Below are 15,843 nucleotides of genomic sequence, written 5' to 3' on the forward strand. Positions count from 1 at the left end.
CTTATGTTTGACGCTAGGTTTACGAATAAATTCAGGAGTTGTGCTACAACATTATTCACCAATATAAATAATCTTTATCTGGTTATAATCAATCACTATCGACTTCGTATATAGTAATATTTTACTAGTTATTCGCCATTTAAAACCAAGAAACAAAGCTTTCACCCTATAGACAACTGAATCATTTATCGTTAATTTGATAATTAGTTGACTGTGAAAGGATGGGGAGAATCGATGGGGATAATAAGAAAAGCATTTTCCTTAATTTTAGTAATGTTGATCATCGTAGGTTGTTCTAATGAAACAACAAAGCAGCCAGCAAAAGAAAATAAGGTGACAGACAAACAGGAAGTTGAAAAGCAAGAATTGGATTATGAAAAATATACTAGCCTAAATATTGAAGATATGCTGAAAACAGAGCCAGGTAAGTATAGGGGGGCTTCAAAGAAGGAGGAAAAAATAAAAAAAGCCATTACAACATTTCCTAAAGGAAAAAAAGCTGAAGAATATTATGGGAGGCTTTTGGCTTTAGCAGCTGAAGACTATCGTGATTATGCCCAATTTTTCAATAATTTTGACACTTCTTTTGAAGAGATTAGTGAGACTCCAGACGAAAAAGTAGACCTCCAAACAGATCCTAAAGCTAAAAAAATCAATGTACAAATTTTATTTGATGCTAGTGGAAGTATGGCTGCTGAGATTTCAGGTGAACAAAAAATGAAGCTTGCTAAAGATGCGGTGCTGCAATTTGTTACTGATCTTCCGGAAAATGTTCATGTCTCTCTTCGTGTTTATGGACATAAAGGTACTGGAAAAGAGGAGGATAAAGCCGCTTCTTGCTCTAGTACAGAAGTGGTTTACCCCTTATCGACATATGATCAGGAAACTTTTTCTAAAGCACTTGATACATTTAAACCTGCTGGATGGACTCCACTAGCAGCATCTATTTCGGCTGCAAAAGAAGATTTACATAATCAAATAGGGGAAAATGTCGAAAATATTATTTATATTGTGAGTGATGGGATTGAAACATGTGGTGGTGACCCAGTCCAAGCTGCAAAGGAACTCAACCAATCAGATATTAAAGCCGTGATTAACATCATCGGGTTTGACGTTGATCATGCCGGGCAAAAAGCATTAAAACTCGTAGCAGATGCTGGAAAAGGCGAGTATGTGGATGTAAATTCAAAACAGGCTTTTGCAGATTATTTTAATAAAAAAAAGAGTGAACTGTTGAATGAATGGCATTCATGGCAAACTGAAAATGTGAATAAATATTATGATTCACAAAATACAAGAGTGAATGAGTTATATACAAAGCAAAATGAAATGGTCAATCTTGCTACAGAAGAACAAAATGAATTACTTGCATTCACAAACGATTTGAAACAAAATTTAGACTTAGATAGTACTGTTCATTATGAAATTCGTGAGTTCATTCGTAAAAGGGGATATACCGTACGTGAGTATGCACGAGATTCAGGATATAAATACCGCGAAGAACTTAGAAATCGTGGGTACGAATTACGTGAAGAAGTACGTGACAAAGGATATAAAGAACGTGAGGAAATTCGTAGAAACAAGTAAAAGGTAGATCTATAAGGTATTTTCTTTATTCATCATTGCAATATGATAAAACTATCGATATACTCAATATGTTAACTTAATATGATAGGGGATTCAAGGTGTCCTTTTTTGGACTTGATAAGGAATCTGGTGGAAATCCAGAACTGTTCCCGCAACTGTTAATGCAGACGAAATAAGCATATCCACTATATCTCAAATGATATGGGAAGGGCTTAAACTAGGATGATGCATGAGTCAGGAGACTTGCCTTGAAGACAATATAGTACTATCTTTTTCGGGAGGTGAAAAGATAGGACGTGGAAACGTTCAAATTCTCATAATGAAGTTCTCGTTCTACACTCATCTACTTACTGATGGGTGTTTTTTTGTTTAGAAAAATAGTTTAAAAAGGAGAGATTTTTCTGGAGATTCAAAAACAACCTAGACATTTCTATATGTTTATCATCCTATCTATCGTTCTATTATTATTATTGATGACGATCGGTGTGATGGTAGGTCCGGTTTCCATCCATCCTTTTACTGTTTGGAAAGTAGTTTTTTCTAAACTCCCATTCTTCCATGAAAGTATCCAATCGACAGAGGCAACGATAATTTGGGACATACGCTTTCCGAGAGTGATTCTAGGTGTGATTGTCGGGGCAGGACTTGGAATCATCGGTACTGCGGTGCAGGCAGTTGTTAGAAATTCATTGGCTGATCCATACATATTAGGGGTATCATCAGGTGCTTCTGTAGGAGCAACATTGGTGATTGTCTTAGGTGTATTTTCATTTTTAGGTCAATATGCGATATCGTTTGCGGCCTTTTTAGGGGCACTTTTATCTACCATATTTGTTTTCTTTTTTTCACAAATTAATGGAAGAATATCGACCGTCCGACTATTGCTCGCCGGTGTTGCGATTTCGATGATACTGTCAGCTATTACGAATTTTATTGTCATCTCGTCACCTCGAGCAGAAGGAATTCGTGATGTGATGTTTTGGATGATGGGAAGTCTCGCAGGAGCCCGTTGGGAATATTTATTCATCCCAGCTTTGATTGTGACGATTGCTTTTTTATATCTTTGGAGTCAATTCCGCTCTTTGAATCTTCTTCTTATGGGGGATGAGACAGCGGTTACATTAGGAGTAAATTTAACCTCTTTTCGGAAAAAACTGATTGTCATCACCTCACTATTAACAGGGGTACTCGTTGCCGTAAGTGGTGCGATTGGATTTATCGGATTAGTCATCCCTCATATTGTTCGTTTATTAGTCGGATCTGATCATCGAAGAGTATTGCCACTCAGTGCTTTAGCAGGTGCCAGCTTTTTATTACTGGCAGATATTTGTGCAAGAATTATCATTGCTCCTGAAGAGATGCCGATTGGAATTATTACAGCAGTATGTGGAGGACCTTTCTTTATATGGCTTTTACGTAGAAATTCATATTCTTTTTAAGGAGGTCATAATGGATGGAAATTTCGGTAGAAGACGTAAGTTATACTATTTTTGATAAAAAAATAATCAATCAAGTGTCTTTAACTATTCATCATGGGGAATTGGTGGGAATCATTGGCCCAAATGGAAGTGGAAAATCGACGCTTTTAAAAAATATGTATCGTGTATTAAAACCTGATGGAGGGGTGATACAACTTGACGGACGGTCCATTACGGATATAAACACGAAAGAAATCGCCAAACAGCTTTCCGTTGTGAGTCAGGAGTCCAGTGTTGCCTTTGATTTTAATGTTTTTGAAATCATTCTGATGGGGCGTACTCCACATAAGAAATTTCTTCAACCCGATACGGTCGAGGATGAGCACATCGTTCGGAATGCTTTGAGCCAGGTGAATATGAGCGAATATATCGATAAACGGTTTACCCAATTATCAGGGGGCGAAAAGCAGCGCGTGATGATTGCTAGGGCAATTGCTCAAGGAGCGAAGGTTATGATTTTGGACGAGCCAACCAACCATTTAGATATTCACCATCAGTTACAGGTATTGGAATTAATTAGAGAATTACAAGTCACCTGTGTGGCAGCTTTACATGACTTAAATCTTGCGGCATGTTATTGTGACCGATTATATGTACTCAACCAAGGTGAGATTGTAGCCTCTGGAACCCCAAAACAAGTCCTAACAAAGGAGCTGTTAAAAGAAGTGTTCAATGTACATGTTGAAATCGGAACTCATCCCGTGACAAAGAAAATCCATCTTTTCTATCATGCAGAAGAGGATGCCTAAAGTCGGAATTTTCAACAAGTTTCAAATATCTAATGGAATGATCGTTAAGAAAGGATCGAATGAATATGAAAAAAAACGTATTTTTTATTCTGATTGCTCTTATCTTACTACTCGCCTCATGCGGGAGTTTGAAAGAAGAAGGGAAAACCAAAGAAGCGAATAATAAAGAAATTGTGACGATTCAAAATCTTGATCATGAACTGAAGATCACAGAACCTCCAAAAAGAGCAGTGAGCCTTAATCAACATGTAACAGAAATTATGCTTGCTCTTGGATTAGAGGACTCAATGGTTGGTACTGCTTATTTAGATGATCAAATTTTGCCAGAATATGAAGAAGCATATAAGAATATTCCAGTACTTTCAAAGAAATACCCATCCTATGAAGTGTTAATTGCTTCAGAACCTGATTTTGTTTATGGGGGTTGGAAAAGCGCCTTCACTGAAAAAGGGGTGGGGACGATTGAACAATTGAAGAAAGATGGAATCAACGCTTACTTGCATGAATCTTCTAATAAAGTTGCTCCCACAATGGAGGATGTCTTTCAAGATATTTATAATATTGGAAAGATATTTGGGGTAGAGGACCGAGCGGAGAAACTGACAAATAAAATTGAAAAAGAAATGAATGAAATTGAAGCGAAAATTGGTGAGGTGAAAGACCCTATCCCAGTGTTTATTTATGATAGTGGAGAAAAGGAACCTTTTACTGCAGCCCAAAACTTTATGAATGATTTAATTACACGGGCCGGTGGGGAGAATATCTTTGGAAATATTGAAAAAGGATGGACAAGCGCAAGTTGGGAAGAAGTTGTAAAACGAAACCCAGAAGTGATTGTCATCATGGATTATGGGGAAGAGACCGTTGAACAGAAGAAGAAATTTTTAGAAAATCACCCAATTTTACAGGCAGTAAAAGCAGTAAAAGAAAAACGTTTCGTCGTCCTTCCATTGTCCGCAGGTTCCGAGGGAGTTCGCAGTACAATTGCGTTGAAAACATTAGCAGAAGGATTTTATCCTGAGAAGTTTTTAGAATAATGTCCAATAATTTTTCCATTCAATCAAGAAAAAACCTTCGGATACGAAGGTTTTTTCTATGTACATCATTTAGAATGCTCTGTTAACCATTGGTCGATCGTTGGATAAGTTCTCTTAACAGCACTGCCACCAACAACGACAGATACATGGCCTGTAGGCATAATATGATATGTTTTATCTTTACTTGCGACTTTATCTAATAACGGCTCAACTTGTTCAGGGGCAGCAATATGATCACGCTGAGCAGCAATATTCAAAATATTTGCTTTAATATTGCTTAACTTTACTTGTTGCCCGCGAATATATAATTCATCATTGATTAATTTATTTTTTTGATAAAAATCACCGATCCATTGTCGGTAAGCTTCCCCTGGAAACGGAATTCCATCATGTACCCATTTTTGCATAAGACTCCAGCTTTTCACGAAATCTTCATTTTCAGCCCGATCGGCAAGGGTAACATAAGGTCCAATATAATTCACAAGTGGTTTTAACAATTTATTTCCAAGATCAATTACTTCTGGAGGGATTACACCAAATGTATCGACCATTTTATCTAAATTAAAATAGCGCTCGTCAAGCCAATTTGAAAATAGTCCTGTATCAGAGAAATCAAATGGGCTAGTTAAGAAGATTAAATTACGAATTGGTAACTCAGGATGAAGGGCGGCAAAAATGGATGTCATCGTCCCCCCCATACAATAACCGAGTAAGCTCACTTCATTCGCATTGGACGTCCGCAGCACTTTTTGAACTGCACGAGGGATATAATCTAAAATGAAATCATCTAGCTTCATGTTTCGATCTTCATATCCTGGTGTACCCCAGTCTAAAAGGTACACATCATGTCCTTGATTTGTCAAATATTCAATTAAGCTACTGCCAGGAGTTAAATCTAAAATATAAGGTTTATTAATAAGGGCATAAATCATTAATATAGGGACCTTATTTGTTTTCTCCTTTGTTGGTTGATAGCGGTATAACTTGCTTTTATTTTTCGTCCAAATGACTTCCTTAGGGGTTTGTCCAACTTGCGGTTCAGGATCTTTTACTAAAACTTCAGAAACTCGTTTAAACCGATCATAATTTTTTTGTACAACCTCAGGCATCATATTGACCCAAGATTCCAATTCTTTTGTCGTAGAATACACCATTGATTTCCTCCTTCATTTGCAACAAATAGTACAAGGGACAACTAAAGCATCTTCATGAAAGTGGGTTTATTTTTCAAGATTTGAGTTACATATATACTCCGCCGTTTACATTTAAGCATTGACCTGTAATATAATCACTATTCGCTAAAAAGATCACGGCTTCAGCCACTTCAGAGGTAGATCCTAAGCGTTTCATCGGAATTCTTGAAACAATTGATTCTAAAATATTGTCTGGAATCGCAGCAGACATTTCAGTTTCAATATAGCCAGGGCAAACGGCATTGACGGTTATTCCGCTTTTCGCTGTTTCTAAAGCAAGTGATTTTGTGAAACCGATCATTCCCGCTTTGGACGCGGAATAGTTCGTTTGTCCGAATCCGCCCGCTTGGCCAATAATTGAACTGATGTTAATGATTCGTCCATATTTTTGATCTAACATCGTATTAATAACTGCGGAAGTAGTATGATAGATACTATTAAGGTTTACATTAATGACTTCATTCCATTCTTCTTCACTTAATTTCCGGAATGTACGATCACGTGTAATTCCGGCATTATTAACTAGAATGTCTACTTTCCCAAATTGGCTTTTGGTTTTCTCGATTAAGTATTGAGCCTCTTCTAAATTGGCTACGTCTGCTTTGCAGGCCAGTGCACTTCCGCCGAATTGTTGTATATCATCTACAACGGACTCAGCTGACTCAAAGCTTGTATTGTAATTAATGACAACATTTGCCCCTTTTTTTGCTAGTTCTTTCGCAATGGTAGCACCAATCCCACGGGAACCTCCTGTTACAATGACAACTTTCCCGTTTAATTTGTTAGCCTCTTCACTAGTTTGAACACGTTTCTTTTCGATAATAGTCATTTACAAAACACTCCTTACGTAGCTATTTTTTATAGAAGATTTATCAATACTTATTAAGATTCTTTTTTATTGGCCTCTGTCTGTTGTGCTGCGGCAGGTTTTTGTGGTGTTTTTTGAGAAGGAACCTGAGTTTTTTCCACCTGTTCTTCCATTAACTTCACCATACGATCTATTTTTTTATCCAATCTCGTGATGCTAGCTTTCAGTCTAGAAATCTCAGTAGAGGTTTCATTCGCCGATAATTCTTCTTCTACTTTTTGATCTAGCTGGTCCACTTTCTCCTCTAAATTAATAATGAGAGAGGCTACATTGGAGATTTCCTCACGAGTGGGCATATTCACTTGCTTTAAATATTGCTCTGTTGTTTTTTGGATCACACCTTGGTATTGCAAATAGGCGTTTTGCACTTGCCCCATCCATTCTGAAAAAGCTTCCTTTTGCATCGTTTCATGAATGACTTCATTCCAGTTTGCTTCTGTTTTCTCATAAAGACTTTTCCAGACTGCAAATGGATCCATCGTTTGTTGTGTCACGAACTCTCAACTCCCTTGACTAGTCTTTTTGAAATTTTTTAAATTTCTTACATAACCTAGGATAATATATTTTGTGCCAGAACGAACTATAAAAAAAACGTGAAATTACACTCAAATGCTGTATAATTCGACAGCTTGCCTTGTAAGGATTCACCAATTAAGGGCAATTGTGTGGGCTTTTGTCGAAAAAGTAAATGTTGACTTTATTTTCATATAGGTGTAAATTACATATATGAGTAACACAAATTGTTAGTAGGTGATTGGGAAATGGTTTCAAATCATAAGAATCCAAAAGAGGAGAAAAGTGCGAAGAAGAGAGTAGGGGGCACACCAAAGAACTTTATGATTCCAGTACTCTTACTATTATTAAGAGATTGGAATGCACATGGTTATGAATTAATGCAAAAACTCATTCAATTTGGGTTTCATTCCATAGATCAAGGGAACTTCTACCGAATTCTTCGCCAATTGGAAAAGGATGAACTCGTTACATCTGAATGGGATACATCAGCAGGTGGTCCAGCAAAACGAATTTATTCACTGACTTCAGCAGGGGAGCAATATTTACAACTATGGGCTGATTCACTTGGTCATTATCAAAAAATGTTGGATCAATTTTTCAATATGTACAGCCAATTTTTCACACCACCTAGCTTTATGACAACAAATGATGACGAGAATAACTAGAGACAAACGCATCTAAGAATAAGCACCTGATTTTTTATGAAATTTATACAGTCTATTTTTTAAACAGACTGTATAAGTTTTTATAATAAGGTCAGCTTTAAGGCCTTAATAATCACTATTAAGATGATGGAGGGTTATGAATCATGGCTACTAAAAGAGATGCTAATAAGTCGGTAAATGTATTGGATGTTTTTTGGGATAGTTGGTTTAATAGTTATAAGACATTCTATTCATTCCAAGATGCTGCAGAATCAAAATCTATTCAAATGTTTGAAGGTCAAAAAGACTGGATCCAATCAGCTAGTGACCAACTTTCAAGACTAGAGGAAGATTCGAAAAAAGTAACTTCTGAATGGAAGTCCAGTTTCCAAGATGCCTTAAACAAGGCACAAAACGAGTATGCTAGTCAAACCTTCTCAGAATGGTCAGATAAAGTAGAGGAGCTTGGGAATAAAGCTCAGACACTAGCATTTAGTCCTGGGAAGGCATCTTTAGAAATGCTGTCCAAATCCCATGCTCATTTAGAAAATACATTCAAAAATGCGATCGATCAACAACAACAAAACCGTGCAGAAGTGATCAAAGCGATTGAAAGTTTTGTTGAACAATTGAAACAAACGCAAACTGGATTGTTGAAATCATTTGATTCTTATAATCCAATCGCAAAATAAGATCCATTATCAGATGTCATTTAGGAGGAAAACATGGGGGAACTAACCTACGAAGACATAAAAGTTGGAGATCAAGCTAGTGTTACAAAGACCGTCTCTGAAGCAGATATTTATCAATTTGCAGGAATAACAGGCGATTTTAACCCTATACATGTTGATAAAGAATTTGCAAAGGATACTGTTTTTAAAGAACGAATTGCACATGGTATTTTAACAGGCGGGTTTATTTCTACCGTAATTGGGATGAAATTACCAGGTAAAAATTCGATCTATTTATCACAAAACTTTAATTTTAAAGCTCCCGTGAAGATTGGAGATACAGTCAAAGCTGAAGTGACCGTTCTTGAGAAAATCGATAAAAAGAAGATTATTCTGTTAGAAACGATTGTTAGAAATCAACATGGTGAAGTGGTCATTGACGGTGGCGCAACGGTGATGAAAAAGGAATAATGAATATTATGCAATGAGCGTCCTATTTAGTAGAAAAGGACGCTCATTTAATTTTGATTTGGGGTAAATGGAGGAGAAATATGGGGGTATTTTCTATTTAATTCTTGTGAAAAAATGTGAGGGATTTCTACTGGGTGAATCATTATTTGGAATATTTCACCTTATAATATCGCTACTTTGTGACAATTTCATGAACATTTTTAAAAATAAACCTTGACATATTATTGGTTTTTTCAGAATATTTAGGTAGGCTTATAATAGGGGGAATGAAATTGCAGAAAGAAATATTAGCAATATTAGAAAAGATAAGTGGAATCGTTTGGGGTTTACCGCTCCTTATTTTATTGGTAGGAACCGGAATTTATTTAACTTTTCGAATAGGATTTTTACAATTGCGTCTTCTACCATATTCATTAAAGCTTGCTTTTAGTTTTAAACAAGATAAAAGATCGGAGGGGGATATTTCTCACTTTCAGGCGCTGATGACTGCGCTTGCTGCGACGGTCGGTACTGGGAATATCGTTGGGGTAGCAACGGCGATTTTCCTTGGTGGCCCAGGAGCTGTCTTTTGGATGTGGGTATCGGCTTTCTTCGGAATGGCTTCGAAATATGCTGAGGCAGTGCTCGCTGTTAAATATCGTGTACAAGATGAAACGGGAGAGATGTCTGGTGGTCCAATGTACTACTTAGAACGGGGACTCAAACAGAAATGGCTCGGCGTCCTGTTCGCGGTATTTGGAGCAATTGCCGCTTTTGGAATCGGAAACCTTGTTCAGTCCAATGCAGTTTCAACTGTAGTCAAATCGACATTCAATGTAAGTCCTTGGATCACAGGTGTTTTGTTAACAGTATTTTCCGCTTTAGTCCTAATAGGTGGAATCAAAAGTATTGGAAAAGTAACAGCCTTCTTTGTTCCAATTATGGCACTATTTTATATTATTGCAGGTGGAATTATTTTAATTATGAATTTCGATCTTGTTCCTGCTGCTGTGAGCCTTATTTTTACAGATGCTTTTACTGGGCAGGCTGTTGCCGGAGGAGCGATCGGTGCTGTGATCCGTTATGGGGTTGCTCGCGGGGTATTCTCAAATGAAGCTGGGATGGGGTCCGCTCCAATCGCCGCTGCTGCTGCTAAAACAGATTTGCCAGGAAGACAAGCTTTAGTATCCATGACGCAAGTATTTATTGACACACTTGTGATTTGTTCGATTACAGGGATTACAATCGTGATGGCTGGTATGTATGGCGGGGATATTCCAGCGGGAGAATTAACGACCAGCTCGTTCTCGCACTTCTTAGGACCAATCGGCTCAACGGTCGTAGCACTAGGTTTATTGTTCTTCGCTAGTTCTACAATTATAGGCTGGTCTTATTACGGTGAAAAATGTTTTACTTATTTATTTAGCAAAAAAGTCGCTATTTATTATCGCGCTGTATTCGTCATCGCTGTTTTTATTGGTGCAATTGTCAACTTAAATGTCGTATGGGCATTTGCTGATATTATGAATGGACTTATGGCGTTCCCGAACTTAGTTGGTTTACTCGGCCTTTCAGGAGTCGTGGTTCATGAAACAAAAGTCATTCTAGCCAAAATTAAAGAAGAAAAAGAAGAGCTAAAACAAAGCGCTTAAGCAGGAAATGTAAAAAAGTCCCTCGCGTGTTTGGGGGACTTTTTCTATATGAGCAAATAAAAAAACTAGCTCCATCATCGGGGCTAGTTGATTTGAATTGTTTAGCAGCCGCAAATGCCGTACATTATATAAGAAAGTTTTAAACCACCACTCCTCAAAGTGGGTGTTTGCAGAAACCTTCATGCTCGTTCCCCAAGTCCTTTAGACAGGGACTTATCAATTCAGCTTCGATATAAAACTCCCTTTTACAGCTTAAAGGTTAAAACTTAATTAATCATACGCACATAGCAGCTTACAAACCAATCATACAGGAATTTGTGCGTTTTAGCAAATGGAATATTGAGGATATGCTCATAGGTTTTAAAAATGTAAATAAATTGACATAATATTGAACTTGTGGTATTAAAAATATTGGTTAGACACTTCATTTAACTATCGTTATAGTAGTGGAAATGTAGGAGGAGAGAGTTATGGAAAAAATCCAATTTAAAGCAGAATCCAAAAGATTATTAGAATTAATGATTAACTCTATTTATTCTCAGAAAGAGGTTTTTTTACGGGAGCTCATTTCCAATGCGAGTGATGCAATGGACAAAATCTATTATAAAGCCCTAACAGATGATTCACTAAGTTTTAAAAAAGAGGATTATTACATAAAGATCATACCGAATAAAGAAAAGCGAACACTTACGATCATCGATACCGGAATTGGAATGACGAAAGGGGAACTTGAGAATAACCTTGGAACGATTGCGAAAAGTGGCTCTTTAGCATTTAAGAATGAAACAGAACTTAAAGATGGCCATGATATTATTGGCCAGTTCGGAGTAGGCTTTTATGCAGCCTTTATGGTAGCCGATATTGTGACAGTGATTAGTAAAGCCTTAGGAAGTGACAACGCTTATAGATGGGAATCTGCCGGTGCGGATGGCTATACCATTACACCAGCTAATAAAGAAGATATTGGAACAGAAATTATTTTAACCATAAAAGAAAATACGGAAGATGAAACGTATGATGAATATTTGGATGAACACCGATTAAAAGAGATTATAAAAAAATATTCAGACTTTATATCGTTTCCTATTAAAATGGATGTAACCGTAAGAACGCCTAAAGAAGGAAGCAACGAAGAATTTGATGAATATACAGAAGAAAAAGTCATTAATAGTATGGTTCCTATTTGGCGAAAAAATAAAAACGAGCTGACAACAGAGGATTATGAGAAATTTTATACAGAAAAACGGTATGGTTTTGATAAACCCCTCAAAACGATTCATACGAGTGTCGATGGAACGATTAGGTACCACGCGATTTTATTTATCCCAGAAAAAACCCCTTTCGACTACTATTCTAAGGAATATGAAAAGGGTTTAGAACTATATTCCAACGGTGTATTAATTATGAGCAAATGCTCGGATTTGCTACCGGACTATTTCAGCTTTGTCAAAGGGATGGTGGACTCAGAAGATCTATCTCTTAATATTTCAAGAGAGATGTTACAACAAGATCGTCAATTGAAGTTAATCGCTAAAAATTTAAATAAAAAGATCAAAAATGAATTGCTAAGCCTTTTAAAAAATGAAAGAGAAAAGTATGAAACATTTTATCAATCATTTGGTCGTCAATTAAAATATGGGGTTTACAGTGATTTTGGAATGAATAAAGAAGTTCTGCAGGATTTAATTATGTTCTACTCTTCAAAAGAGAAGAAAATGGTTACATTAGCGGAATATGTAGAGAGAATGCCGGAAGACCAACCATTTATTTACTATGGCTCGGGAGAATCATATGATCGAATCGAAAAACTACCTCAGACAGAATTAGTCCATGATAAAGGCTATGAAGTTCTCTATTTCACAGATGAGATTGATGAATTTGCTATTAGAATGTTAAGGACTTATAAGGAAAAAGAATTTAAATCGATCTCTAGTAGTGACCTAGGGTTTGAAACAGAAAACGAACAACCTTCAGAATCAGAAGAAAAAGAAAACAAAGCATTGTTTGATTACATGAAAACAACACTATCAGGAAAAGTTAAAGATGTACGGGCATCTAAACGACTAAAATCCCATCCAGTTTGTTTTTCAACTGACGGGGAGGTCACAATTGAAATGGAGAAAATTCTTAACTCCATGCCGGATAGCCAAAATATAAAAGCAGATAAAGTATTAGAATTAAACGTGTCACATGAAGTGTTCCAATCATTGAAAAATGCATTTGAACACGACCAAGAAAAGCTGACGTTGTATACAAAACTATTGTACAATCAAGCTTTACTGATTGAAGGACTGCCAATCAGTGATCCGGTTGAATTTACGAATGACATTTGTAAAGTGATGGTTTAACTACTTTGTGGGGGTGTCTATTGGGCATCCCCATTATTTAATTAAAAACGTATCCATCGACTATTTTCTCGCCTATGATATAATGAAAATATTGAATATTCATGCGTTTAATCATGATTGTGTGAAAGGGAGGAGTCCTTTGTTTAGTGAAAAACTAATATCTCAACAAACTTGGTATGAGTGGTGGAATCCCGTTTATTTCCTTGTAGTTTTGTTGTTTGCTTATTTGTATAAACGTTTCGTGATCGGGTCAGATCATGAAGAGGCTGTCTCCAAAAAGCAGATGAACTATTTTTATATTTCACTCATTCTTTTTTACATAATGAATGGAAGTCCATTTAATGTGATGGCAGATCAATATCTATTTAGCGCTCATGTTCTTGGTCTGTCGATTCTGTTATTTGTCATCCCACCGTTTTTTATTTTGAGCTTACCTATGACGAGGATCCGGCAGTATTTTTGGAACCATCAAAAGAAAGAACTGATGAACTTTTTATTGCACCCTTGGTTTACAGGGATCACATTCAATGTGGCCTTAACCCTTTACTTAACACCTAGAGTCTTTAATGTGATACATGAGAGTCCATTTTTCTCATTTCTATATCAATTATTATTATTTGCTGCTGCCTTATTTGTGTGGTGGACGATTATCGTTCAAGTTCCTGGATTGAAAAATCTATCTGAGTTTGGAAGGATATGCTATATCTTCTTACTATCGCTTTTATTAATGCCAATTGGGATTTATTTACTTATCGGAGAAAATTTAAGCTATCAAATGTCTGAAATTGCTTCATTCGGTCTTCTTCCTGCATTCACGGGCAGATATGATCATCAGTTAGCTGGGGGCATTCTAAAGACCATTCAACTCTTAAGTTATGGAATTGCGATGTTCATTATTATGAGGAATTGGGCACGCCGTGAAGAAGCAGAGGAAGGCAAAGTTCCAGACGAGAATATCCGACTCGTTCAAGGGGTCGTCATTCATCTTAAAGAAAATAATCATGTAAAGCGACCTTAATCTTGTATTTCATGATGTTGGTCATACAAATAGAAAAATGCGTTTGTACCGAGTTTCTTCTATAATATAGGTGCCATTGGATGAAAGCAATGGTCACCTTTTTTAAATTATTCAATAAAAACAGGTGTTCTTTCATGACCAATATGCATGGATAGGATGCAAATTAACAATTGGAAGTAATGGGATGTTTGGAGTATGATTAAAGAAAAAGTAAACGAGGATTTTATGTTGAATTGGCATTAATTGGATTGAGGGAAGGGATCTATTACCTAAGCGAAAGATTGATCATGATGTAAAAGAGTTCAAGAACAAAATAAGACATCCTAAGATCCGTAATTGATTTTTAAATGTCAGCTTTACATAAGGTGTGAAACAAAGGGGTTTTATCAGCATGAGTTATTTAGAACGAGGAACAACCAATTTTAAAAAAGCCAATTGGGCTTTGTTTGCTGGAGGCTTTAGCACGTTTGCAATTCTCTGGAGTACCCAGCCTTTATTACCTGAGATTGCAAATGAATTTCATATCTCACCTGCTGTCTCAAGCTTAACTTTATCCTCCACAACGATTTCACTTGCCATTAGTATGCTTTTGATCGGGACATTGTCGGAGGTATATGGTCGCAAATCGATCATGACGATTTCATTAGTTTTTTCTTCTATATTAGCCATCTTAACGGCTTTGAGTCCAAATTTTCATTTTTTATTGTTTTTTCGAATTTTACAAGGAATCACTTTAGGGGGATTACCAGCGATTGCTATGGCTTATCTCGGGGAAGAAATCGAGCCGAAAAGTTTAGGGATGGCGATGGGACTATATATTAGTGGGAATTCAATTGGGGGAATGAGCGGCAGGGTCATTAGTGGGATATTAACTGATTTTTTTAATTGGCATATTGCTCTTGTTGGGATTGGTATTGTAAGTCTACTAGCGAGTATATTTTTCTGGTTTGCTTTACCGAATTCAACTCATTTCCAGCCACGAAAATTCGAGATTGGAAAACTAGTTAAATCACTTATGAGTCAATTCAAAGAACCTGGGTTAATTCATTTATTTACGATTGGGTTTTTAGTCATGGGTGGATTTGTGACTTTGTATAATTATGTTGGATTTCAATTAGTTGCACCCCCTTATTCCCTAAGCCAAACATTGGTTGGATTTATTTTCCTTGTCTATATTGTTGGGACATTCAGTTCCACTTGGATGGGAATGCTGGCCGATCAACATGGTAGAAAAAGAATTTTGCAGATTTCATTAATCATCCTGTTAATTGGAGCAGTTATCACGCTAAATTCAAATCTTTGGTTGAAAATTGCCGGCATAGCTATTTTCACTTTTGGCTTTTTTGCCGCTCACTCCATTGCGAGCGGTTGGGTAGGAAAACTTTCAACACATGATAAGGCACAAGCCTCGTCTCTATATTTGTTTTTCTACTATGCTGGGGCAAGTATTGGTGGAACGGCAGGGGGTACTTTCTATAGTGAACATGGATGGATCGGTGTCATTGGTATGATTGTTTTCTTTGGAGTACTAGCCATTGTCCTTTCCGTTCGATTAGGTATGATCGCAAAGAAACGGCTGCAGCTTGCTTCCCATAAAATGAACACGGCAAACTAAATGAAAACATCTCTTCT

Annotated in this window: 14 protein-coding genes, 1 other RNA gene and 1 riboswitch; of the genes, 11 read left to right on the forward strand and 4 right to left on the reverse strand. The window is 36.7% G+C overall.

The features are described 5' to 3' along the window. The first annotated feature begins 234 nt into the window (after window positions 1-234). The 4 genes from J2S13_RS01825 (at window position 235) to J2S13_RS01840 (ending at window position 4,851) form a co-directional block, all read left to right on the forward strand. The gene (locus tag J2S13_RS01825) at window positions 235-1,587 is read left to right on the forward strand and encodes a vWA domain-containing protein (protein WP_307255978.1); all 1,353 of its coding nucleotides are present in this window, start codon (window positions 235-237) and stop codon (window positions 1,585-1,587) included. 79 nt (window positions 1,588-1,666) lie between these two features. Then, window positions 1,667-1,852, forward strand: a riboswitch (cobalamin riboswitch). A gap of 169 nt (window positions 1,853-2,021) precedes the next feature. Then, window positions 2,022-3,026 carry a FecCD family ABC transporter permease gene (locus tag J2S13_RS01830; protein ID WP_307255979.1) on the forward strand — a complete coding sequence of 335 codons (1,005 nt, stop codon included), beginning with the start codon at window positions 2,022-2,024 and terminating at the stop codon, window positions 3,024-3,026. 14 nt (window positions 3,027-3,040) lie between these two features. Beyond that, on the forward strand, window positions 3,041-3,814 hold the full coding sequence (locus tag J2S13_RS01835; protein WP_307255980.1) for a heme ABC transporter ATP-binding protein: 774 nt from the start codon (window positions 3,041-3,043) through the stop codon (window positions 3,812-3,814). A 65-nt stretch (window positions 3,815-3,879) separates the two neighbouring features. Then, entirely contained in the window at window positions 3,880-4,851 is a 972-nt protein-coding gene (locus J2S13_RS01840) for an ABC transporter substrate-binding protein (RefSeq protein WP_307255981.1), read from the forward strand. Window positions 4,852-4,916: 65 nt separating this feature from the next. Here J2S13_RS01840 and phaC read toward each other — a convergent pair whose 3' ends face one another. The 3 genes from phaC to J2S13_RS01855 all read right to left on the reverse strand — a co-directional run bounded on the left by phaC (window position 4,917) and on the right by J2S13_RS01855 (window position 7,406). Continuing rightward, window positions 4,917-5,963, reverse strand: coding sequence for a class III poly(R)-hydroxyalkanoic acid synthase subunit PhaC (phaC, locus tag J2S13_RS01845; RefSeq protein WP_370873932.1), 1,047 nt, complete (start codon window positions 5,961-5,963; stop codon window positions 4,917-4,919). Window positions 5,964-6,090: 127 nt separating this feature from the next. Next, window positions 6,091-6,873 (reverse strand): 3-oxoacyl-[acyl-carrier-protein] reductase, encoded by a 783-nt coding sequence (gene fabG / locus J2S13_RS01850; RefSeq protein WP_307255983.1) that lies wholly within the window; start codon window positions 6,871-6,873, stop codon window positions 6,091-6,093. A 53-nt stretch (window positions 6,874-6,926) separates the two neighbouring features. Further along, window positions 6,927-7,406 (reverse strand): poly(R)-hydroxyalkanoic acid synthase subunit PhaE, encoded by a 480-nt coding sequence (locus tag J2S13_RS01855; protein WP_307255984.1) that lies wholly within the window; start codon window positions 7,404-7,406, stop codon window positions 6,927-6,929. 267 nt (window positions 7,407-7,673) lie between these two features. Here J2S13_RS01855 and phaQ point away from each other — a divergent pair, with 267 nt between their 5' ends. The 4 genes from phaQ to J2S13_RS01875 all read left to right on the forward strand — a co-directional run bounded on the left by phaQ (window position 7,674) and on the right by J2S13_RS01875 (window position 10,845). Then, window positions 7,674-8,093 carry a poly-beta-hydroxybutyrate-responsive repressor gene (phaQ, locus tag J2S13_RS01860; RefSeq protein WP_307255986.1) on the forward strand — a complete coding sequence of 140 codons (420 nt, stop codon included), beginning with the start codon at window positions 7,674-7,676 and terminating at the stop codon, window positions 8,091-8,093. 143 nt (window positions 8,094-8,236) lie between these two features. Next, window positions 8,237-8,764 (forward strand): polyhydroxyalkanoic acid inclusion protein PhaP, encoded by a 528-nt coding sequence (gene phaP, locus J2S13_RS01865; RefSeq protein ID WP_307255987.1) that lies wholly within the window; start codon window positions 8,237-8,239, stop codon window positions 8,762-8,764. Window positions 8,765-8,797: 33 nt separating this feature from the next. After that, window positions 8,798-9,214: a MaoC family dehydratase gene (locus tag J2S13_RS01870; protein ID WP_307255989.1), complete on the forward strand. Its 417-nt coding sequence runs from the start codon at window positions 8,798-8,800 to the stop codon at window positions 9,212-9,214. 266 nt (window positions 9,215-9,480) lie between these two features. Further along, on the forward strand, window positions 9,481-10,845 hold the full coding sequence (locus J2S13_RS01875) for an alanine/glycine:cation symporter family protein (RefSeq protein ID WP_307255990.1): 1,365 nt from the start codon (window positions 9,481-9,483) through the stop codon (window positions 10,843-10,845). Window positions 10,846-10,946: 101 nt separating this feature from the next. Here J2S13_RS01875 and ssrS read toward each other — a convergent pair. Beyond that, a non-coding RNA gene (gene ssrS, locus J2S13_RS01880) (6S RNA) lies at window positions 10,947-11,142 on the reverse strand. 173 nt (window positions 11,143-11,315) lie between these two features. On the opposite strand from ssrS, the gene htpG reads away from it, so the two are divergent. The 3 genes from htpG (at window position 11,316) to J2S13_RS01895 (ending at window position 15,826) form a co-directional block, all read left to right on the forward strand. Beyond that, window positions 11,316-13,193, forward strand: a complete 1,878-nt coding sequence (gene htpG / locus J2S13_RS01885; protein WP_307255991.1) for a molecular chaperone HtpG — start codon at window positions 11,316-11,318, stop codon at window positions 13,191-13,193. Between the two features lie 139 nt (window positions 13,194-13,332). After that, window positions 13,333-14,211, forward strand: coding sequence for a cytochrome c oxidase assembly protein (locus J2S13_RS01890; RefSeq protein WP_307255992.1), 879 nt, complete (start codon window positions 13,333-13,335; stop codon window positions 14,209-14,211). 391 nt (window positions 14,212-14,602) lie between these two features. Then, window positions 14,603-15,826, forward strand: a complete 1,224-nt coding sequence (locus J2S13_RS01895) for an MFS transporter (protein ID WP_307255993.1) — start codon at window positions 14,603-14,605, stop codon at window positions 15,824-15,826. Window positions 15,827-15,843: the final 17 nt, after the last annotated feature.

Origin of the sequence: Oikeobacillus pervagus (assembly GCF_030813365.1) — a bacterium.
GTDB lineage: Bacteria > Bacillota > Bacilli > Bacillales > DSM-23947 > Oikeobacillus > Oikeobacillus pervagus.

Bases quoted from the DNA above. Each gene is read 5' to 3' on its own strand.
- J2S13_RS01825 (WP_307255978.1), top strand. From the start codon at position 235: ATGGGGATAATAAGAAAAGCATTTTCCTTAATTTTAGTAATGTTGATC.
- J2S13_RS01830 (WP_307255979.1), top strand. From the start codon at position 2,022: ATGTTTATCATCCTATCTATCGTTCTATTATTATTATTGATGACGATC.
- J2S13_RS01835 (WP_307255980.1), top strand. From the start codon at position 3,041: ATGGAAATTTCGGTAGAAGACGTAAGTTATACTATTTTTGATAAAAAA.
- J2S13_RS01840 (WP_307255981.1), top strand. From the start codon at position 3,880: ATGAAAAAAAACGTATTTTTTATTCTGATTGCTCTTATCTTACTACTC.
- phaC (WP_370873932.1), bottom strand. From the start codon at position 5,963: ATGATGCCTGAGGTTGTACAAAAAAATTATGATCGGTTTAAACGAGTT.
- fabG (WP_307255983.1), bottom strand. From the start codon at position 6,873: ATGACTATTATCGAAAAGAAACGTGTTCAAACTAGTGAAGAGGCTAAC.
- phaQ (WP_307255986.1), top strand. From the start codon at position 7,674: ATGGTTTCAAATCATAAGAATCCAAAAGAGGAGAAAAGTGCGAAGAAG.
- phaP (WP_307255987.1), top strand. From the start codon at position 8,237: ATGGCTACTAAAAGAGATGCTAATAAGTCGGTAAATGTATTGGATGTT.
- J2S13_RS01870 (WP_307255989.1), top strand. From the start codon at position 8,798: ATGGGGGAACTAACCTACGAAGACATAAAAGTTGGAGATCAAGCTAGT.
- J2S13_RS01875 (WP_307255990.1), top strand. From the start codon at position 9,481: ATGAAATTGCAGAAAGAAATATTAGCAATATTAGAAAAGATAAGTGGA.
- htpG (WP_307255991.1), top strand. From the start codon at position 11,316: ATGGAAAAAATCCAATTTAAAGCAGAATCCAAAAGATTATTAGAATTA.
- J2S13_RS01895 (WP_307255993.1), top strand. From the start codon at position 14,603: ATGAGTTATTTAGAACGAGGAACAACCAATTTTAAAAAAGCCAATTGG.